Below are 21,612 nucleotides of genomic sequence, written 5' to 3' on the forward strand. Positions count from 1 at the left end.
TATCAGTCAGTGCTTTTTCTTAGCAAACAGCACACGCGCTACAATGTTAATCAGCAATACACACAGGGTTATCAATAATACGCCTGCCCACGCCAGTTGCTGCCATTGAGAAAATGGACTCATCGCAAATTTAAAAATAGTGACCGGCAAGTTGGCGATTGGCTGACTCAAATCAGTACTCCAGAACTGATTTGAAAGAGAGGTGAACAGCAACGGCGCTGTTTCCCCGGCAATTCGGGCAATTGCCAGCAACACACCGGTGATAATGCCGGATACTGAGGCTTTCAGTGTGATGGCCGAAATCATCTTCCATTTAGGTGTTCCCAAGGCATAGGCTGCTTCACGTAAGCTATCAGGAACCAATTTCAGCATGTTCTCAGTGGTCCTGATGACAATCGGCACTTGCAACAACGCTAAGGCGATCACCCCAGCCCAACCGGAAAAGTGCTGCATTTTCGTTACAACGACAGTGTAAACAAACAAGCCGACGACAATAGAAGGCGCTGACAGCAAGATATCGTTGATAAAGCGGATCACCTCTGCCAACCATGAACGGCGGCCATACTCAGCCAGATAGATACCCGCCATGATCCCCAGCGGAGTACCGATAATCGTCGCCCATAAAATCAACAAGCCACTCCCCACAATGGCATTTGCCAGGCCACCACCTTCGGTATTCGGTGGCGGTGTCATTTCCGTGAACAACGCCAGCGACATACCATCGAGGCCTTTGGTGACTGTGGAGAACAGAATCCACACCAGCCAGAACAGACCAAACAACATGGTTGCCATTGATAACAGCAGAGCGAAGCGGTTTTTCTGACGGCGCCATGCCTGCTTACGGCTGCGTACATTTGCATCAACAGGCTTTTTCCCATCCATTGCTGCCATATCAACGCCCCTCATTCTTCACCAGACGCATGATCATTAATTTTGACAACGCCAGCACAATAAAGGTGATCACAAACAGAACCAGACCAAGCTCCATCAATGCTGAGGTATGTAAGCCAGATTCAGCTTCAGCGAATTCGTTCGCCAGCGCAGAAGTAATACTGTTGCCCGGCATAAACAGTGAGAAACTGTCGAGCTGGTAAGTATTACCGATGATAAAAGTCACTGCCATTGTCTCCCCCAGCGCCCGGCCAAGGCCCAGCATGACCCCACCAATCACGCCATTGCGGGTGTAAGGCAACACAATGTGCCAGATAACTTCCCAAGTAGTACAACCGATACCATAAGCGGATTCTTTCATCATGACCGGTGTTTGTTCAAACACATCACGCATAACTGAGGCGATATAAGGAATAATCATGATAGCGAGAATGACACCTGCCGCCAGAATGCCGATGCCAAAGGCAGGACCGGAGAACAGTTCACCCACAATTGGCATACCGGAAAGGACATTGCCGACCGGCTGCTGAAAATAGGTGGCAAACAGAGGTGCAAACACAAACAACCCCCACATGCCATAGACAATACTTGGAATTGCAGCCAGCAACTCAATTGCTACACCTAGCGGGCGTTTCAGCCAGTTAGGCGCCAGTTCCGTCAGGAACAGTGCAATCCCGAAACTGACAGGCACCGCAATGATCAAAGCAATCAACGAAGTGACCAACGTACCGTAAATAGGCACCAATGCACCAAATTGTTCTGCCGGGGCATCCCACTCTTTATGCCAGAGGAAAGAGATGCCGAACTGCTGGATACTGGGCCAGGAGGCAATAATCAACGAGATAATGATGCCTCCCAGCAAAAACAAAGTCATCAGCGCAGCTAGCCGAACCAGTGCGCTGAAAATAATATCGCCGTTTTTACTGGGTGCTTTTATTGCCGTTTTTTGTTCGGCCATAGAGCTTATTCTCATCCGGGTAAATTCCCCCTTTAACGGGGGGAGAAATCAAAACTACAAATTTAATCGATACTTCAAACCGTTGCCATCAACACGATTTAATACAGAATTTTACCGCTGCTATCCTTCACATGGGTTTTCCAGGCCGCCCGAACTTGCTCAACCACTTCTTTTGGCAGGGTTGCATAATCCAGATCATTCGCTTGTTTACTGCCTTTCTCGTAAGCCCAGTCAAAGAATTTCAGTATTTCTGCCCCCTTGGCGGCGTCTTTTTGCTGTTTGTGAACCAGAATAAATGTAGTGGAAGTAATCGGCCACGCGTTTTCACCTTGCTGGTGTGTCAAATCCTGAGCAAACGTTTTGTGCCATTCCGCTTTCTTCGCTGCGGCACTGAAACTCTCTTCTGTCGGGCTGACAACATTGCCATTAGCAGAGACCAGTTTGGTATAAGCCAAATGATTCTGTTTAGCGTAGGCATATTCAACATAACCAATGGAACCCGTCAGGCGCTGAACAAATGCGGCAATGCCATCATTGCCTTTACCACCTAAACCAACAGGCCAGCTTACCGTGGAACCTGCACCGACTTTTTCTTTCCACTCGCTATTCACTTTAGAGAGATAACGGGTAAACACAAAAGAGGTGCCGGAGCCATCCGCACGACGTACCACCGCAATATCCTGCTCCGGCAGTTTTACCCCCGGATTCAATTTAGTAATCGCCGGATCATTCCACTTTTTCACTTTACCTAAATAAATATCACCCAACGTTTTACCATCCAGTGTTAATTCACCGGATTTAATACCTGGGATATTAACCGCCAGCACGACCCCGCCGATGACCGTCGGGAATTGAAACAAACCATCAGCCGCTAATTTTTCATCAGATAAGGGCGCATCGGAAGCACCGAAATCAACGGTATTTGCCAGAATTTGTTTTACGCCACCGGAAGAACCGATGCCCTGATAATTGACTTTATTACCTGTCTCTTTTTGATAAGAATCTGCCCACTTGGCATACACCGGTGCGGGAAATGTCGCACCTGCCCCCGTCAAGCTGGAAGCAGCGAATACCGACAGGGTTGTCAAAGAAAATGTCACTGCCATTATGCCGGTTACGGTGGTACGCATCAGTTTCATAATCCCTCCTAATGGGATATTGAGAATCAATAAAGAAATGTGTTCGCCAGATTAAAAAAGGTGCAGAAGGGAAAATAGGTCAGTTTAGTTACAGCAAAATGTCTTAATTATGACATTTTTATGACAGCGCAATGCAAATTCAGCTTGATGCTGACATAAAACTGTCATCTCCACAGGCTATGAAATTAAAGCCGGAGATTATCTTCTCAGGCCATTAAAAATTATCTTCCACAACAGGAATACAAGCACGAATAGATAATCCCCCTCTGGGGCTGGTGCCAATTTCAATTTTCCCATCATGAGCATCAATAATCCGCTGAACAATAGCCAGACCTAACCCCGTCCCACTGTTGCTACGCGCCCTTTCACCCCGAACAAATGGCTGAAATAACCGCGGCAAATCTTCCGGCTTAATTCCTGCTCCATCGTCCTCTACCTGAAACCAAGCAAATTCATGCGTCTGACCACTACTGACTTTAATCCAGCCATTACCATAATGATTGGCATTAACCAGCATATTAGCCAATGCCCGTTTAATAGAAATCGGATTCGCGTTAACGGTTATTGGGGGCAGAGACAGATTATTTTCAATATCCTGCTCATAGCCATTCTCTGCGGAAATAACCTCTTTGAGAATAGAATTAAGTTCACAGAATTCCATTGGCATTTCCTGCCCAGTACGAAGATAATCAATAAATTGCGCAATGATGGCATTGCATTCTTCAATATCTTTATTGATAGACTCAGACAAATAAGCATCTTCCTTACTCATCATTTCTGTTGCCAACCGGATACGTGTCAGTGGAGTACGCAAATCATGGCTTACCCCAGCAATTAATATCGTCCGGTCACTTTCCAATAACTTTATTCCTGCGGACATTTGGTTAAATGCACGAATAGAAGCGCGAACTTCCGACGAACCGGCTTCCCGCACCGTGGGCATCATAATACCTTTACCCGTCTGTCTGGCAGCATACTCCATTTCCAGCAAAGGCCGGTTCTGAAAACGGATATAAAGCCAGATACAACCAAACGTCAGTAATAAAATTGCCAATGTATAACGGAAAATGGGTGAGAATTGATTTTGCTCGATCTCAGTCAGAGGAACCCTGACCCAAATATCAGGAGCCAAATAAGAATTAAGCCAAAGTATAGGGCTCTCTTTGTTTATCTCCAGACGCAGATCAGCTTTGCCACCAAGGTATTGACTCATCTTCTCACTCAGGAAATCATAATGCCTGGCCCAGCGTAAACCTTGTATCTCCGCATCAGACTCAGAATACAGCGCAATACCCAACTCCTGATAAATCTCCCGGCGTACTACTGGTGAGATCACCAGAAAAGATCCGTCCTCCAGCTTCAATCTTTCAGCCATTAAAGTACGAACTTCATACGCTAACACTTTATTGAACTGCTGCAAGCTTGGCATGATAACAAAATTCACAACGACCAGGTAACTGGTTACCAGACTGATAAACAGCATAGCCATGACCAGGAATAAAGTACGGGTAAAAGTGCTGCGAGGGGAGAATCGCAATCGCTTCATACACGGCTTCCATCAGGCACAAAGACATAACCCAGTCCCCAGATGGTCCGGATATAACGAGGGTGCGCAGGATCTTCTTCAATCACACGGCGCAGACGTGAAACCAAAACATCAATAGATCGCTTCATGGTGCTGTATTCCCGGCCGAGGGCCAAACTCATCAGCTTATTACGAGACAGCGGCACACCAGGATAAGAAACCAACACTTTCAGTACGGCAAATTCACCACTGGTCAGCATTATATGTTCATCTCCCTGAAACATTTCTCGGGTACTCAGATTAAGATTGAACTTACCAAAATTAATAATTGCATCATCCTCAGCGGGTATGCCCAGTAACTTATTCGCCTGACGGCGTAATACCGCTCGGATGCGTGCTAATAACTCACGAGGATTAAATGGCTTAGGAATATAATCATCAGCGCCGATCTCCAACCCAACAATACGGTCTACTTCTTCCCCTCGTGCCGTCACCATAATAATCGGCACCGGATTATTTTGTTTTCTCAGTCTTTGGCAAACAGAAAGCCCATCTTCCCCAGGTAACATTAAATCCAATACAATTAAGTTAACGGATTCTCGTGTCAATAAGCGGTCCATCTGCTCCGCATTAGCAGCACTACGTACCTGAAAACCTTGTTCTGTCAGATAACGCTCTAACAACGTTCGTAAACGCATGTCATCATCCACCACAAGGATTTTGTTACCTTCTTGCATTATTGAACTCCAAATAAATACTACATGCTTTGCTAAATTTATCATTATGAAGAAGATTAAACCAAAGATAGAAACCAGATATATATATTTTAAGATAATTTCTTATGAGACTTATTTTCGTACGTTATTAATCTGAATGATTAATTCAATGACTTACCATGACAGTCAAAATCCAGTAACTGGCTGTTAAGCATTGATTTTTTACGATAATTTTGTCACCAGTTGGTTTACTCATCAGTATCCTGGCTACCGGGGAATTAACCGAAATCCACCCGCTAACTGAATCAAATTCATCAGGCAGGCTAAACGAACAATGCTTTCCGCTTCATATCATCTTCCCATCTGATCCACACGCCTGCGTAAACCTTTCCTTCCTGACGAGGATCTGGATCGACCATTTTAAATACATCCCAATATTTGGACAAGAAACTACCCGGATAGGTTTCCCTTAATCTTTTCTTACCATAATAAACAATTTAGCTCGCTTTTTCTCCGGTTGAACCGTCTGGCCTGTTTTCATTATCAGTAAAGCAGGAGGCGCGTCACATTTGTTGTCATGCAACCAATGCAATTCTTCAACGCTGATACAAATAAATTTACCCAGACAACTGAATGGCTACTCACTTTTTCACTGGTAATGGCTAGAAGGAACGACGATGTCTTGACCACCCAAATGTAGTCAATGTGCTGACCTTGCAAAATGGGAAGAATTTATTGACTCACCAATTTCCGGAGCGAAAACTTTACTCTTTAGTGGTTAAAAAACATAAATATAATTTACACTTCATGTCACAGATGACAAATTATGGTTATTATCAATAAATATGAAAAATAATACAGGGATCACCAAACAAGAATCAACGACATGAAAATAATCAATATAAATCAATAAATTACGTCATTTTTTTGTTTGACGATGAAAAGTCGACATAATTGTAATGACATAAAGTGTTCCTTTTCATCTTCAAGGATTACGATATGAAACAATCACAGAAAGTAATATCTCTTACTCCGTATCAACAAGATATCTTTTTTGAAAATCAGCGCAACCCACAAAGCGCGCAATACACTTTGGCACAGATACGGTACCTTTCTGGTGATATTAATCTTGATAAGCTCGTTATGGCGACAAATAACGTTCTTAATCAGGAAATCATCGGCAAAATACAAATTTTGGAAGAGAATGAGTTACTAACTCAGCGTATCAATCATTATATGGCTAAGGTTAGAGTCAAGGTAATCAATAACGAATATTTACAATCACAATCTCAAACTGGTGAAGACTTTATTTCAGCATGGCCGGCTAAAGTTTTCAGTTTAACTGGTGCTCCTTTGTTAGAAGTCGCCATTGTCCCCCTGAACCAGGCTAATTATGTTGCCCTTTTGTTACGTACCCATCATATTGTTTGCGATGGTTGGGGGATGAATTTACTCAGCACAAAAATCCTCCAGCAATATCAAAGTCCAGAACCCGTCCCAGAATATGTTAACACTCAAAAAGAGTATCTGGCAGCTATTACCCGCTCGTTAGAACAGCTAAAACATCATTCTATGGTGAATGATGTCTCTGAGCTGGCGAAAACTATTGAGGGGATTGAACCCGTTTTATTTACCCGTAAGAAGCCAGCCGAAAATACCCAATTTATAAAACAACAGATGACATTAACCCGTTCTCAGGTTGAAAGTGCATTAGCAACTGGAATGTCCCCTCTTGTTGTTATGAATACAGCACTTGCTATTTTATTAGCACGGATACACAACAATTCTCATATCACTATCGGCACCCCACTATTTAACCGTCAGGAAAGTAATATCAATATCATTGGTGAATGGGCCAATACGCTGCCAATTTCCGTGACAGTTGACTCCGAGATGAGCTTGCGGGTATTAGCACAGCAAATTAAGAAAAAAATCAAATTTCTGAAACGATATGAACATGTTCCTCTGAGCCAACTAATAAAAACACGCAATAGAGCCGGCAATATTTCCCGCCAGCTATTTGATGTCACCGTTTCCTATATTCAGTTACAGAAGATTCCTGCATTCGAAGAGATTGAACACCATGCAAATGCTTACGCCAATGGTCATGAAACAGATGTTTTAGCCATTTATATGATTACCAACGGTGATAACAATGATGTCGCTATCAATTTCTGGGGTGCCGCTGATGTTTTTAATACTGACTATTCATTTGAACAGTTTACCGCATCACTCTCACAGATAATTTTACAAATCATCACAGCACCGGACAGTTGGATTTCACATATTGATATCTCTTCGACAGAGGAGCAACAACAACTGCAAGCCTTTGAGCAGGGGCCAAATATCTCTTTCTCTGACAGAGAAACCATTTATACCTTATTTGAAAAACAGGCTGCTTTACATCCTGGGGCAATTGCCATTAAGTCGGCAAAACACACGCCACAATCCTGGAGCTATCAACAATTACAGACACATACCGATAGTATCGCATCCATGCTTATCGGGCATGGGGTACAATCCGGGGATGTTGTTGCCGTTATGATGGAACGTAGCGAGGAAATGTTAGCTTCCATTTTTGCCACTCTGAAAGTGGGGGCGACTTACCTGCCCATTGATATTTCTTATCCTGCTGAAAGAATAGAGTATATTCTGCAAGACAGCGGCGTTTCCGTCATTCTGACAGAACGCCCAATAAATGAAACATTTGCTGAACACTATCAAGTGCTAAACAGCCGGGATGCATCTGATACCGCAACATTACCGTTACTTAACCGTTCTGCCCCCAATTCATTGGCTTATATCATTTATACCTCAGGTTCCACCGGGCGGCCGAAAGGTGTGATGATTGAACACAAATCAGTTGTTAACCGGCTGGAATGGATGCAGGAAAAATATCTGTTAAATGAAACCGATGTTATTTTGCAAAAAACACCCATCTCATTTGACGTTTCCATATGGGAGCTATTCTGGTGGTCAATGACTGGCGCCTCGGTCGCTTTGTTGCCACCCGGAGCACAAAAAGATCCTTTAGAGATCATTAAAGCGATTGAAGAACATGATGTCACGACAGTGCACTTTGTTCCTTCAATGCTGTTACCTTTCCTTAATGCATTGGAAATGCAACCTGAGCTGATCACTCAGATCGGCAGTCTGCGCAGAATTTTCACCAGTGGCGAAGCATTATCTCCCGCCCGGGTAAATCAATTCAGAAGAATATTTACGCAGTTTGGCAAGGACATACCGTTATTCGTTAATCTGTACGGGCCAACCGAAGCAACGGTCGATGTCTCCTATTATGAGATCCCGACCAGTTCGACAGACGAAATTACCCGGGTGCCAATTGGTTATCCTATCAATAATACCGCGTTGCGTATTATGTCGCTTCACAACACCCGACAGCCGATTGGTGTAGCAGGGGAATTACAAATTGGTGGCGTGGGCCTGGCTCGTGGATATCTAAACAAGCCTGAATTAACTGATGAGAAGTTTATCCGTGATATATCCAGTTTAGCAACAGTGCGTTGGTACCGCACCGGGGACCTGGCCAGATGGTTGCCTGATGGCAGCATCGAATATCTTGGGCGTATTGATAATCAGGTGAAGATCCGTGGAAACAGGATCGAACTGGGCGAAATACAGAACACGCTAGAGAGAATGTCGGGCATTACCAGTGCAGAAGTCCTGCCTGAGCATGATGAACAACGTGGCACCTATCTTTGCGCCTATTATGTCGCCAGTAAAAATTATACCGCTGATACGCTTCGTGACCGCCTGTTAGATTCCTTACCTGAATTTATGGTACCCGCAAAATTTATTGCTGTACCCTTTATTCCCCTGACGCCGAATGGTAAGGCGGATCGCAATGCGCTGAGTCAGCTAACGCAGGATAAAGTTCTTGAGGCGGCACATATACCCTCGACCGAACTTGAAAAAACCTTGGTTAAAATATGGCAAAGCGTTCTGAACATCAGCAATGTTGGTATCAAGGATAGTTTCTACGCTATCGGTGGTGATTCAATCCTGATGCTGAAAATCCGTTCCGAAGCTGAAAAAGCAGGTATCAAAGTCACTCTGTCGCAGTTAACACAATACCTGACCATTGCTGAGTTGAGCCATCAGGTTGAACTCTCACAACCTATCGCAGATACGTTGGATCTGTTGCCATTTGCTCTGATTGATGAAGCTGAAAAGGCCAAATTATCTGGTTTTGCAGATGCCTATCCGGCGACACAACTACAACTGGGTTTGATCTATCATAGCCAGCAGGCCAATGATTCAGCAAAATACAAAGATGTTTTCCGCTATACCCTTCAAACGAAGTGGAACCCCAATCACTTCAGGAAAAGTGCGGTGGTATTGATTCAAAGGCACCCAGCCCTACGTTCACACTTTAATCTGGCTGACTTTAAAGAACCTCTGCAAATTGTGAATGAATCTATTGATATTGATTCAGTCGTTGCAATTACTGATCTCAGTGAAATTGATATTGTCCGCGCTGAATATCAAATTATCCAATATATGCATCAGCAGACACGCCATCATTACCTCTTCGATCGTGCACCACTATTTAACATCAGATTATTTAAAACAGCAGAAGCGCTTGAACTCATTCTGAGTTTTCACCATGCAATCCTGGATGGCAGCAGTGTGGCTAATCTGATACGCGAATTACTGCATCACTATATTGATAGTGATGGAAATGGTATTACTGATATCCGTCTGCCGTCACCCGCATTGTCTGTACGGAATGAGCGACTATCGTTGACATCCGTAGAGGACAAAATCTATTGGCAGAATGAACTTTCCGGATTATCCCGAACACAGGTCACAGGCTATAGACTCTATGATGTTCCATCTGATGAAGTTTTGATATCGAAATCAGTATCAATACCTGATGATATAGAAGAACAGCTAAAAGACTGGGTACAACAAAAACGTGTATCAACTAAATCCGTATTTTTCGCTGCGCATTGCGTCACAATTGCCTTATTTGCTGAACAGGATGAAATTGCAACGGGCTTAATCACTCATAGTCGGCCTGAGGTACAGAACTCAGAATATTTATTGGGGTTATTCCTTAATACATTACCGGTTCGTTTTTCAGCAACAGGTAAAACCTGGATAGAATGTGTCAATGACGTCTTTATCACAGAGCAACGTCATTCACCACATAGAAAATACCCTCTGAATGCTATCCAGCAAGCTGCGGGTGATGGAGCAAAAATCAGCACTGCTTTTAACTATGTCTATTTCCATGCGTTAGCAGAAGTCTTTAATTCCCCTGATTTGCATTTGATTTCATTCACGCCCTGGGAAGAAACCAACTTTGAAATCCTGGTCAACGTTATGACGGATTTTGCTACTGGCCGTAACGTATTACGCTGTGACTTTGATGGTACGGTATTCTCATCGGTTCAGGCTGATATGTTTATTGATGCCTACTTAGCTATTCTCAGAAATATTGTCAACCAAAGTGACGAAGAAGCCTCACTTAGCACCATACCCAAAATACCCACTCATGCTATTACTGCTTCTTCAACTTTCACATCTGTTATTGATGCGATCAGTTGGGCTGTCAGCCAGCATAAGTCGGCAATCGCGCTGAAATATGGTGATGAAAAATGGCAATTTGATGAACTTTGGCATAAATCGGCACTTATCGCTGATGCTTTAGTAAAACGGGGCGCTCACGCAGAAATGCCAATAGGGATTGCTCTGAAGCGTTCCCCGGAATTGATTGCAACATTGATCGGTGTATTACGTGCAGGAGGGATCTGTCTGCCGCTGGATTTAAGTTATCCAGCCCAACGTATTGAAGCAATGATTGAGCAGGTAAAACCCTTGATCATTATTACCAATACAGAGCAGCAGCCAACAAGCCCTCTACTTTCCTCTACGCCATTAATTGATGTGAATGAGTTGCTTCAAGGGCCAGATTCATTAATACAACCGACTGCCGTTACTATTGCTCCTGAGCAGATAGCCTATTTACTCTTCACTTCCGGCTCTACCGGTATACCAAAAGGCGTTGCCATGCCGCATCGAAGTCTGGCTAATTTAGTGAAATGGCAAAACACAACAACCAGTGGAATCCGGGCATCATCGACACTGCAATATGCACCACTGAGTTTTGATGTTTCGTTCCAGGAAATTTTCTCCACATTAGCCTCAGGCGGAACATTACATCTTGTCAGCGATGAACAGCGCAAAGATCCAGCTAACCTGCTCCGATTGCTTCATCAGCACCAAATCGAGCGCATTTATCTGCCTTATGTTGCCCTGCAACAATTGGCAGAAACAGCGGATACATTGAATATTTACCCTGAAAAGCTAAAAGTGGTGATTTCATCAGGAGAGCAGTTACGCGTTACGGATGAAATCAGGAAGCTCATTGGCAAACTCGAAGATGGGCTCCTTGAAAACCAGTATGGACCAACGGAAACACACGTTATTACCTCATTTACCATGAGCGGTAATCCTGAAACTTTCCCGGCACTGCCGCCTATCGGAACCGCGATTGACAATTCTAACGTATTGATCCTGAATGATAAGCTACAGGAAGTTTTACCTGGAGTACGTGGTGAGATTTATGTCAGTGGCCCCTTATTAGCCCTGGGATATTACAATCAACCGGAACTGAGCGCTGAACGTTTTATTACACTCACAAACTCCCCAAGGAAATGGTATCGTACCGGCGATCTGGGCATCAAATTGAATAATGGTGTGATATTGTGCCTGGGACGTAAAGACTCCCAAGTTAAGGTACGCGGTTACCGGGTCGAGCTGGCCGAAGTGGAACTCGCTATTGCCAATACACCAGGTGCAGATAAATTCATCAAAGACGTCGCCGTTGTTGTTCAACAACGTAACACCAATGACCGTTTTCTGGTGGCATTCCTAGTGGGAGAAAAGAGTGACAATATAGTTGATAAGGTATCTGAGCATCTGCTTGCCACTCTGCCGCAATATATGATCCCCAGCCATATCGAATGGTTGGATTCCCTGCCTAAAACACCGAGTGGCAAAAGGGATGACAGTCAATTAAGCCAAACCGTTATCACCCGACAACCTATCGACCGTCATGATGGGAAACCTGACGATAGCTATGAGCGTATATTATGCGAACTGGCTGCCGATTTATTAAAGATCCCATCGATTTCTGTACATCAGAATCTGTTCGATATGGGAGGAACCTCTCTGACAGCCATGCGTTTGGTGGTACTGGTTGAAAAACATTTTGCCGTCAATATTCCGCTATCGGTATTTGTCAGTGATCCAACAATTGCTCAGTTAGCGCTGCGGGTGCGCCACAGTGATGCACAAGCGCACTTTAGCCCATTGGTGCCGATGCGTACCACCGGTAAACGCCGCCCACTATTCTTTGTCCATCCCATGGGCGGTAACGTTCTGTCTTACCTGCGTTTAGTTAAACACTTCCCGGCTGACCAGCCATTTTATGCATTGCAGGCTCATGGCGTTGAAGCGGGATCAACACCTCTCGCCACGATACAACAGCAGGCAGCTAACTATATTCAAACTATCCAGCAGATACAGCCACAAGGGCCTTATTCACTGGGCGGCTGGTCATATGGCGGCTTTGTCGCTTTCGAAATGGCCCGGCAACTGAAAGAAGCAGGCGAAAAAATAGCAGACCTTTTTGTATTGGATACAACGGCGCTGAATGAGCAATCACGGGGCAAAACAGATGATAACGCCTTGTTGAATTGGTTCTTCTGGGAACTGCTATGGCTTAACCAAGGCGCGAATTTACCTGAACAAATTGTTCCTGAATACATCACCACCTTACAGGAGCGTTTTGAATATATTACCGAACACGCCATTGCTACCGGAGCCATTCCACAGGGGAGTTCAAGAGCTGTGGTACAGCGACTGTTTGAAGTCTACAAGACTAACTGGCAGGCTGCCGCGGATTATTCAACTCACCATATTGCTGATATTGATATGACATTGTTGCATGCAACCCAACCTTTACCGGATGTATTGCGTTCGATGCATGACACGATCCGCAGTGAATATCGTGATCCCAAAAATGGCTGGGGTAATAAGACTACAGGTAAGTTAAATGTCATTGATGTCCCTGGCGATCATCTGGAAATAATGGAAGAACCCTACGTTGCCGAGGTAGCAAAAGTAATTTTGAATGAAATGCGTATCTCCTCCTCTCTAACCGCAACATCAATTAAGAGCATAAAATGAACAAATCTTTGAAAATCATTATCATAGGTGCAGGAATTGGTGGGTTGACGACCGCCATCGCTCTGCAACACATCGGTTGCACCGTTGAGATCTACGAACAAGCACCGGAGCTGAGGACCCGTGGTTCTGGGTTATCCGTGATGTCTAATGCTTCAGTTGCGCTTGGTACTCTGGGTATCAATCTTAATTTGGAGCACTTCGGTGCTCCTGCCAAAACCTTTGAAATACGTACTGCTGGCGATCGTTTGTTAAGGCGACTACCTCTGGCAGAGGTTTCCGCAGAAAACGGCGCTGCCAGCGTGTGTATTTCGCGTCAAGCATTACAGCAAGCACTGTTGCAACAGTTGCCTGATATTGAAGTCAAAGTATCCGCTAGGGCAGTTGAAATTAATCAATCTGCCACTGGTGTGTCTGTGAAGTTTGCTGATGGCCGTGAAGCCCAAGGAGACATACTCATCGGTGCCGATGGTATTTATTCTACTGTGCGGTCTCTAATGCAGAGTTCAGAACCTATCCGCACTGCTGATTATATTTGCTGGCTAGCTATCACTCGTTACCAGCATCAACAAATTACGCCAGGTTATATCGTGCATTATTGGGGGGCCGGTAAACGGATTGGTTTAATTGACATTGGCGGGGGAGAAGTCTATTGGTGGGGAACAGCCAATATGAAAGACAAACAAGCGCGAACCTGGCAAGGCTCCAACCAAGATGTTGCAGATTTCTACCAAGGCTGGCCGAATATTGTCTCAGATATCATCTTAAAAACGCCTTCGACAGACATTATCGCTGTTCCCGCTCAGGATCGTCCTTTTTCTCCACATTGGGGGACAGGTCGCATCACATTATTAGGCGATGCAGCGCATCCCATGCTAGCCAGCCTAGGGCAAGGAGCCGGAATGGCAATGGAAGATGCTGCTGTTCTGGCTCACGCTATCATGCAGAAAGCTGATCCTATAGCTGCGTTGCGTTTTTATGAAAAAACACGCATCCCAAGAGCAGAAATGATGGTCAATGCCTCAAGATCGATGAGTGATATTGAGCAGGAGGATCGTTTTTTCCCTCGACTGAAACGAGATCTGGCACTGCGCCTGGCGCCTAAATCCGCATTGAAACAGAATATCAAAAGTTCCCTGATATTTACCCTGGACAGTTGAGACATGACAAAACGGCAATTCAATCCACGTCAACGAATCCAGTACATACTGATACAGGTTCAGACCACTATTGAGATGCTTATCGGATCATCGAACACATTCCGATGTCATCATGCTTTTAATAGCAAGCGTGCAAGCTGGTAACAAACTTGCCCTGCACCTCACCCCGGTGACCTTAATAGGTAACAGTTTATTCACCTGTTACCTACCCAGCAACATTGTGACATCCAGCCTGTATGTTCCTGGCTGTCAAAGTAATAAAGTTATATCTCTTGAACCGTGTAACACTCTTTGTATTCGGGTCTGGTTTCCTGAGCTTGAAAACAGGATAAGGTATTTCCCGTAGGTACAGCTTCTTATGCTTTCGCCTAACTCCCGGCGTTGCCGGTAAATCTGCGGCGCTTCACTTATCTGGCAGCATTGCTGATACAGTTCCTCCATAAAGCTAACTGCCCTAACCGGGTTCTCCTACGCGATATAATCGCCTATCTCTTCGATATCCTGCGCCGCCAGTGGCGATATGCTTAACCTCATTATTCCTGTCCGTTTGCGTTCATCCGTTGATATTTATTTTTTAATTCTCCGAACACTTCACTTGCTGCCAGACCTTCTCCACTTTCAATGCCGGCACTCACCGCAGCACGTAGCTCTGCGAGCTTCTGCGCCTGTTCATGCTCTTCCAACATGCGTAACCCAGCCCGGATCACTTCACTGACATTGTTGTAACGTCCGCTGTTGATTTGCTCACGAATAAACCCCTTGAAGTGAGGACTCAAAGCAACACTTGTAGCCATGATACTTTCTCCACTATTATCTATTACTATCTATTAGTATTTTCCTTTTTCTTACTACCGTCAAGGTGTTGTATCTATCACCGTTCTGCCGAGTGCATCTGCGCGTGCACTATCTGCAATTGACCGATCGGTGGTCAATTTCGTATAGATTTGTATCATATCCAGCTTTTCATAGTCGAAAATGACCTAAACGAGTAGGTAGTTGAAACTTTTAAAGCCGACTATATAAGAATTGCCATAATTAATTATAATGATGTTTATCAATGCAACTCACTGTATCTACAACATAAAATGAAGACTAAGCTTATAACCCGCGAAGGTTACAACAAACTAAAGGAAGAATTGGATTATCTATGGCGCGAAGAACGCCCGGAAGTCACTAAAAAAGTCACTTGGGCGGCAAGTCTCGGAGATAGGAGCGAAAACGCAGATTATCAATATAACAAGAAGAGACTACGGGAGATTGATCGAAGAGTCAGATACCTGACCAAGAGTCTGGAAGAACTACGGTGTGTTGATTACTCCCCTCAACAAGACGGACGTGTGTTCTTCGGTGCATGGGTAGAAATCGAAAATGATCAAGGGGAGATTAAACGCTTCCGTATTGTTGGGTACGATGAGATTTTTGGTCGCAAAGACTACATATCGATCGATTCTCCAATGGCCCGTGCTCTACTAAAGAAAGAGGTCGGAGACAGTGCAATCGTTTATACACCAACAGGAGAAGTTTTGTGGTACGTGAATGAGATCGAATATGTGAAATAACATACCAACTATTTCAACATAGCTGTATCCCGTGATTCAGAGTAGATCAGCCTTTGTGGGGAATATGGTCACTTTTGTCTATCTAATGAAAGGGCTTGATTTAGCAACCGTTGCTATAACATCACTGACAATAAATTCGTTGAATCATGTTGTAACCCGTCAGAATAAGATCAGACGCGAACTGGAAATTGTTTCTCTCAGAACGTATAAAGGGGTTTTTGTGAATATTTGAAGCCTATCCACCAGAAGAAAACACAACATGAATGAATCTTTAAGCCGAATTATTGCCAGTGAGCTACAGGCCCAGCCACAACAAGTCCTTTCAGCGATGAGCCTGCTTGATGAAGGGAATACTGTCCCTTTTATTGCACGATATCGTAAAGAAGCCACCGGCGGTCTGGATGACACCCAACTTCGCCAACTTGAGAGCCGCCTTGGTTACCTGCGCGAGCTGTCAGACCGCCGCCAAACCATTCTTAAATCCATTGACGAGCAAGGCAAGCTAACACCAGAACTGGCCGAAGCCATTAATGGCACCCTGAGCAAAACCGAACTGGAAGATCTTTATCTGCCATACAAGCCGAAACGTCGTACCCGCGGGCAAATCGCGATTGAAGCAGGTCTTGAACCTTTGGCGAACTCTCTGTGGCAAGATCCACAACAAGAACCGGAATTGGTTGCCGCTACTTTTGTTGATACCGATAAAGGTGTAGCCGATACTAAAGCCGCTCTGGATGGCGCTCGTTATATCCTGATGGAACGTTTCGCCGAAGATGCAACATTATTGGCAAAAGTTCGTGACTATTTATGGAAAAATGCCCATTTGGTCGCCAAAGTCGCCACCGGAAAAGAAGAAGAAGGTGCTAAATTCCGCGACTATTTTGATTACCATGAACCTATCGCACAGGTCCCTTCTCACCGCGCATTAGCCATGTTCCGTGGCCGTAATGAGAGCATACTGCAACTTTCTCTGAATGCAGATCCCCAGTTTGATGAACCCCCCAAAGAGAGCTACTGCGAACAGATTATTACCCAACATCTTAATCTGCGCCTGAACAATGCACCGGCGGATAGCTGGCGCAAAGCCGTCGTAAACTGGACCTGGCGTGTCAAAGTATTGCTGCATCTTGAAACAGAATTGATGAGCACTTTACGTGAAAAAGCAGAAGATGAAGCTATCAAGGTATTCGCCCGTAACCTGCAAGACCTGTTGATGGCCGCACCAGCAGGTATGCGCGCAACAATGGGGCTCGATCCAGGTCTGCGTACCGGTGTTAAAGTTGCCGTCATTGATGCAACCGGCAAATTGATTGCCACAGACACTATCTATCCGCACACTGGGCAAACCGCCAAAGCAGCCGCAAGCACGGCCGCGTTGTGTATCAAACATCAGGTGGAATTGGTCGCTATCGGTAACGGAACCGCTTCCCGCGAAACAGAACGTTTCTTTGCGGACGTCCAAAAACAGTTCCCGGAGATAAAAGCCCAAAAAGTGATTGTCAGTGAGGCAGGAGCCTCTGTTTATTCTGCATCTGAACTGGCAGCACAGGAATTTCCTGACCTGGACGTTTCACTGCGCGGTGCAGTCTCTATCGCCCGCCGCCTGCAAGATCCACTGGCTGAATTAGTGAAAATCGATCCGAAATCTATCGGTGTCGGTCAATATCAACATGATGTCAGCCAGACCCAACTTGCCAAAAAATTGGACGCGGTAGTTGAGGATTGTGTAAACGCCGTCGGCGTGGATCTGAATACCGCGTCTGTTCTTCTATTGACCCGAGTTGCCGGGCTGACCCGTATGATTGCCCAGAACATCATAAACTGGCGCGATGAGAATGGCCGCTTCAATAACCGAGCACAATTACTGAAAGTCAGCCGCCTTGGGCCAAAAGCGTTTGAACAGTGCGCCGGCTTCCTGCGTATCAATCACGGTGATAACCCGCTGGATGCCTCGACTGTTCACCCGGAAGCCTATCCGGTGGTTGAGAAAATTCTGGCAGCCACTGAACAAAAACTCCAGGAATTGATGGGCAATCCGTCCTCACTGCGTGGATTGAAGCCTCAGGATTTCACCACAGAACAATTTGGTGTTCCAACCGTTACCGATATTCTGAAAGAGCTGGAAAAACCAGGCCGTGACCCACGCCCGGAGTTTAAAACCGCGACCTTCGCTGACGGTGTGGAAACGATGAATGACCTGCATCCGGGGATGATACTGGAAGGTGCGGTCACTAACGTAACTAACTTCGGCGCATTTGTCGATATCGGTGTTCATCAAGATGGCCTGGTGCACATCTCTTCGCTGTCCGATCGCTTTGTGGAAGATCCTCACACCGTAGTAAAAGCAGGTGATATCGTCAAAGTCAAAGTGCTGGAAGTGGATCTGAGCCGTAAGCGTATCGCGCTGACCATGCGTCTTGATGAACAACCGGGAGAAACCCACTCACGCCGCAGTAGCCATCCTCAAACTGACCGCCGCCCTGAACGCAATGACAAAAACCGTGCTACTCCACGCGCTTCAACTCCAGCCGGAAACAGTGCCATGAGTGATGCGCTGGCCGCCGCATTCGGCAAAAAACGTTGATAGTCTTATAATTGCAAACAATATGCACTGCTTTGGCAGTGCATATCTCATCTCTGCCATCAGGCAAAATCCAAATCCACTTATCCTTGTCAACTTGGGTGACTTACTGAACATCCAATTATTGAAAATGCGATTAATATTGAAATTAATGTTGGTTATTATTCTTATTTGCAATTAACATGCATAGGATGAAAATCGTACTTTATCTAATATAAGTACAACTTTAGTTCTCAAGATTCTTTCACTTATCACACATCCCGGAAGGTTATATGCAACTTCTTCCAGACCATAGTTACAAGATCATTGGCTTTTCTCCCAAGATCAGCCCAGCTTACCGACAGAAATTACTGTCATTAGGCATGTTGCCCGGTTCCTCTTTTCATGTTGTCCGTTTAGCACCTTTAGGTGATCCGATACAAATTGAGGCCCGCAGAGTTAACCTGATTCTGAGAAAAAAAGATCTGGAATTTCTCACATTAGACGACGCCCAATGCAACGCATAATCCATTGCAAGCAATAAAACTGTTACTTCTAATTTGGCATCAAAAACATGAAAGCACTGACCATTGGCTTAATCGGCAATCCCAACGCCGGCAAAACGACATTATTTAACCAACTTACCGGCGCCCGTCAACGTGTAGGCAACTGGGCAGGCGTCACGGTAGAACGCAAAATTGGCCGTTTTATCACAGAAGACCATAAAATTGAGCTGGTTGACCTGCCGGGAACCTACTCTCTGACCACGATTTCTGAACAAACATCACTCGATGAGCAGATAGCCTGTCACTACATCCTGAGCGGTGATGCTGACATGCTGATTAACGTCGTAGACGCTGCTAACCTTGAGCGAAATCTCTATCTGACATTACAACTGCTGGAATTAGGCATTCCCTGCATTGTTGCGCTGAATATGCTGGATATCGCTAAAAGCCAGCATATTCAAATCAATATTGCTGAGTTGGAGAAACGCCTTGGCTGTCCGGTCATTCCAATGGTTTCAACCCGAGCAACCGGACTCAATGAACTGAAACAAGCGATTGACCGCCATAAACAGAATTCTGGGCAGTCATTGATTCGCTACCCTGACAACCTGTTGCAAGAAGTTGATCAGCTATTTGGTGCAATTTCAGACGATTTTAATGCTCAACAACGCCGTTGGTTAGCACTTCAGATACTTGAAGGGGACATTTACAGCCTGGAACGTTCTGGCCTTGCGGCCTCAATCTTGGCTGAATCCAAAGAACGCCTGCAACAACAGCAATACGAAGAACCTGAACTGGTTATTGCCGATGCACGCTATCAAAGCATCAACACCTTATGTATGGCAGTGATCGACAGCCAAAAAGCAACGCCAAACAAACTCACCCAGGCAATTGATAACATCATCCTCAACCGCTGGTTGGGCGTACCCATTTTCCTGGCGGTTATGTATTTAATGTTCGTACTGGCGATTAATATCGGTGGTGCATTACAGCCTATTTTCGACGCAGGTTCTATCGCTATTTTCATTCATGGCGTTCAATGGCTTGGTCATACGTTACATTTTCCTGAATGGCTGACTATTTTCCTCGCGCAAGGTATTGGCGGCGGTATCAACACGGTTCTGCCACTGGTACCACAAATCGGCATGATGTATTTGTTCCTCTCTTTCCTTGAGGACTCCGGTTATATGGCGCGGGCGGCGTTTGTCATGGACCGTCTGATGCAGGTTCTGGGTCTGCCAGGTAAATCTTTTGTCCCATTGATCGTTGGCTTTGGTTGTAACGTACCCTCAATTATGGGCGCGAGAACGCTGGATGCACCGCGTGAGCGTCTGATCACGATTATGATGGCACCATTTATGTCTTGTGGTGCACGGCTGGCAATCTTTGCCGTTTTTGCCGCTGCATTCTTCGGCAAAAACGGGGCAACCGTTGTTTTCTCTCTTTATATATTGGGCATTGTAGTCGCGATTTTGACTGGCCTGATGCTGAAATACACCATTATGCGTGGTGAAGCCTCGCCATTTGTTATGGAGCTTCCGGTTTACCATATTCCACATCTGAAAACCCTGCTGTTGCAAACATGGCAACGCCTGAAAGGTTTTGTTATCCGTGCAGGTAAAGTTATCGTTATCGCCAGTATGTTTATTGGTGCGCTCAATAGCTTCTCTTTCTCTGGTAAAGCCGTTGATAGCATCAACGAATCAGCACTGGCTTCGGTCAGCAAAGTTATTACACCACTGTTACAGCCAATTGGCGTTCACGCAGATAACTGGCAGGCAGCCGTGGGACTGATAACCGGCGCGATGGCAAAAGAAGTGGTTGTCGGGACACTGAATACCTTGTACACCGCAGAAAGCATTACAAATGAGCCATTTGACGCAGAGGGGTTCAACCTGCTTGGTGAACTGAAAGAGGCTGTTGGTGAAACTTGGGGGAGCCTGAAAGACACCTTCACTTTGAGTGTGCTTTCCAACCCAATCGAAGCCAGTAAAGGCGACGGAGAGATGGATAGCGGTTCTATGGGAATAATGAGTACAAAATTTGGCTCCGCTATTTCAGCTTACAGCTACCTAATCTTTGTCCTGTTGTATGTACCCTGTGTTTCTGTGATGGGCGCTATCGCCCGTGAAACAAGCCGCGGTTGGATGACATTCTCCATTCTATGGGGGCTGAATGTGGCTTACTCAATCTCAGCCTTGTTCTATCAGATGGTGACTTTCTCACAGCATCCACAAAGCAGCCTGATCATCATTCTGGCAGTAACCCTCTTTAACGCACTGGTGTTTTCCTTCCTGCGGCGCACACGCAGCCGCGTGACGATGAAACTGAGCAGCAACACTGGAAATAGTTGCCACTGCTCCAGTGGAAGCTGTCACTAG

The 21,612-nt window shown here is 45.2% G+C and carries 13 protein-coding genes and 1 pseudogene; 6 read left to right on the forward strand and 8 right to left on the reverse strand.

Annotated features, from left to right (window positions below):
- Positions 1-6: 6 nt before the first annotated feature.
- From pstA to PTE_RS27255, 6 genes are all read right to left on the reverse strand, one after another.
- Entirely contained in the window at positions 7-891 is an 885-nt protein-coding gene (pstA, locus tag PTE_RS11110) for a phosphate ABC transporter permease PstA (RefSeq protein ID WP_036846302.1), read from the reverse strand.
- Position 892: 1 nt separating this feature from the next.
- The gene (gene pstC, locus PTE_RS11115) at positions 893-1,849 is read right to left on the reverse strand and encodes a phosphate ABC transporter permease PstC (RefSeq protein WP_036846305.1); all 957 of its coding nucleotides are present in this window, start codon (positions 1,847-1,849) and stop codon (positions 893-895) included.
- A gap of 98 nt (positions 1,850-1,947) precedes the next feature.
- On the reverse strand, positions 1,948-2,988 hold the full coding sequence (gene pstS, locus PTE_RS11120) for a phosphate ABC transporter substrate-binding protein PstS (protein ID WP_036846307.1): 1,041 nt from the start codon (positions 2,986-2,988) through the stop codon (positions 1,948-1,950).
- A gap of 214 nt (positions 2,989-3,202) precedes the next feature.
- Positions 3,203-4,534: a two-component system sensor histidine kinase EnvZ gene (envZ, locus tag PTE_RS11125; RefSeq protein ID WP_036846309.1), complete on the reverse strand. Its 1,332-nt coding sequence runs from the start codon at positions 4,532-4,534 to the stop codon at positions 3,203-3,205.
- Positions 4,531-5,250 carry an osmolarity response regulator transcription factor OmpR gene (gene ompR / locus PTE_RS11130; protein ID WP_036846312.1) on the reverse strand — a complete coding sequence of 240 codons (720 nt, stop codon included), beginning with the start codon at positions 5,248-5,250 and terminating at the stop codon, positions 4,531-4,533. Before ompR ends, envZ begins: the two co-directional genes overlap by 4 nt.
- A gap of 145 nt (positions 5,251-5,395) precedes the next feature.
- Entirely contained in the window at positions 5,396-5,551 is a 156-nt protein-coding gene (locus tag PTE_RS27255) for a GreA/GreB family elongation factor (protein WP_081738206.1), read from the reverse strand.
- Positions 5,552-6,228: 677 nt separating this feature from the next.
- Here PTE_RS27255 and PTE_RS11135 point away from each other — a divergent pair.
- Both PTE_RS11135 and PTE_RS11140 read left to right on the forward strand, forming a co-directional pair.
- Positions 6,229-13,449, forward strand: a complete 7,221-nt coding sequence (locus tag PTE_RS11135; RefSeq protein WP_051477367.1) for a non-ribosomal peptide synthetase — start codon at positions 6,229-6,231, stop codon at positions 13,447-13,449.
- Positions 13,446-14,606 (forward strand): FAD-dependent monooxygenase, encoded by a 1,161-nt coding sequence (locus PTE_RS11140; RefSeq protein WP_036846315.1) that lies wholly within the window; start codon positions 13,446-13,448, stop codon positions 14,604-14,606. The genes PTE_RS11135 and PTE_RS11140 overlap by 4 nt, the downstream gene beginning before the upstream one ends.
- Before the next feature lie 249 nt (positions 14,607-14,855).
- Here PTE_RS11140 and PTE_RS23695 read toward each other — a convergent pair.
- Positions 14,856-15,140 (reverse strand): annotated as a pseudogene (locus PTE_RS23695) (type II toxin-antitoxin system RelE/ParE family toxin).
- Positions 15,140-15,400, reverse strand: a complete 261-nt coding sequence (locus tag PTE_RS11145) for a type II toxin-antitoxin system ParD family antitoxin (RefSeq protein WP_036846318.1) — start codon at positions 15,398-15,400, stop codon at positions 15,140-15,142. Before PTE_RS11145 ends, PTE_RS23695 begins: the two are co-directional and overlap by 1 nt.
- A gap of 291 nt (positions 15,401-15,691) precedes the next feature.
- Here PTE_RS11145 and greB point away from each other — a divergent pair, with 291 nt between their 5' ends.
- The 4 genes from greB (at position 15,692) to feoB (ending at position 21,612) form a co-directional block, all read left to right on the forward strand.
- On the forward strand, positions 15,692-16,165 hold the full coding sequence (gene greB / locus PTE_RS11150) for a transcription elongation factor GreB (RefSeq protein ID WP_021323370.1): 474 nt from the start codon (positions 15,692-15,694) through the stop codon (positions 16,163-16,165).
- A 259-nt stretch (positions 16,166-16,424) separates the two neighbouring features.
- Positions 16,425-18,749, forward strand: a complete 2,325-nt coding sequence (locus PTE_RS11155; protein ID WP_036846321.1) for a Tex family protein — start codon at positions 16,425-16,427, stop codon at positions 18,747-18,749.
- A 269-nt stretch (positions 18,750-19,018) separates the two neighbouring features.
- Positions 19,019-19,252, forward strand: coding sequence for a ferrous iron transporter A (feoA, locus tag PTE_RS11160; protein ID WP_036846324.1), 234 nt, complete (start codon positions 19,019-19,021; stop codon positions 19,250-19,252).
- A gap of 47 nt (positions 19,253-19,299) precedes the next feature.
- A complete protein-coding gene (feoB, locus tag PTE_RS11165; protein WP_036846326.1) occupies positions 19,300-21,612 on the forward strand; it encodes a Fe(2+) transporter permease subunit FeoB in 2,313 nt (770 codons plus the stop codon).

Origin of the sequence: Photorhabdus khanii NC19, assembly GCF_000517265.1 — a bacterium.
GTDB classification, from domain to species: Bacteria; Pseudomonadota; Gammaproteobacteria; order Enterobacterales; family Enterobacteriaceae; genus Photorhabdus; species Photorhabdus khanii.

What these genes read in the sequence shown, in the direction of transcription:
- envZ (WP_036846309.1), bottom strand. Translation starts at nt 4,534, where the DNA reads ATGAAGCGATTGCGATTCTCCCCTCGCAGCACTTTTACCCGTACTTTA.
- pstA (WP_036846302.1), bottom strand. Translation starts at nt 891, where the DNA reads ATGGCAGCAATGGATGGGAAAAAGCCTGTTGATGCAAATGTACGCAGC.
- PTE_RS11140 (WP_036846315.1), top strand. Translation starts at nt 13,446, where the DNA reads ATGAACAAATCTTTGAAAATCATTATCATAGGTGCAGGAATTGGTGGG.
- PTE_RS11155 (WP_036846321.1), top strand. Translation starts at nt 16,425, where the DNA reads ATGAATGAATCTTTAAGCCGAATTATTGCCAGTGAGCTACAGGCCCAG.
- greB (WP_021323370.1), top strand. Translation starts at nt 15,692, where the DNA reads ATGAAGACTAAGCTTATAACCCGCGAAGGTTACAACAAACTAAAGGAA.
- PTE_RS11145 (WP_036846318.1), bottom strand. Translation starts at nt 15,400, where the DNA reads ATGGCTACAAGTGTTGCTTTGAGTCCTCACTTCAAGGGGTTTATTCGT.
- PTE_RS11135 (WP_051477367.1), top strand. Translation starts at nt 6,229, where the DNA reads ATGAAACAATCACAGAAAGTAATATCTCTTACTCCGTATCAACAAGAT.
- feoA (WP_036846324.1), top strand. Translation starts at nt 19,019, where the DNA reads ATGCAACTTCTTCCAGACCATAGTTACAAGATCATTGGCTTTTCTCCC.
- feoB (WP_036846326.1), top strand. Translation starts at nt 19,300, where the DNA reads ATGAAAGCACTGACCATTGGCTTAATCGGCAATCCCAACGCCGGCAAA.
- pstS (WP_036846307.1), bottom strand. Translation starts at nt 2,988, where the DNA reads ATGAAACTGATGCGTACCACCGTAACCGGCATAATGGCAGTGACATTT.
- ompR (WP_036846312.1), bottom strand. Translation starts at nt 5,250, where the DNA reads ATGCAAGAAGGTAACAAAATCCTTGTGGTGGATGATGACATGCGTTTA.
- pstC (WP_036846305.1), bottom strand. Translation starts at nt 1,849, where the DNA reads ATGGCCGAACAAAAAACGGCAATAAAAGCACCCAGTAAAAACGGCGAT.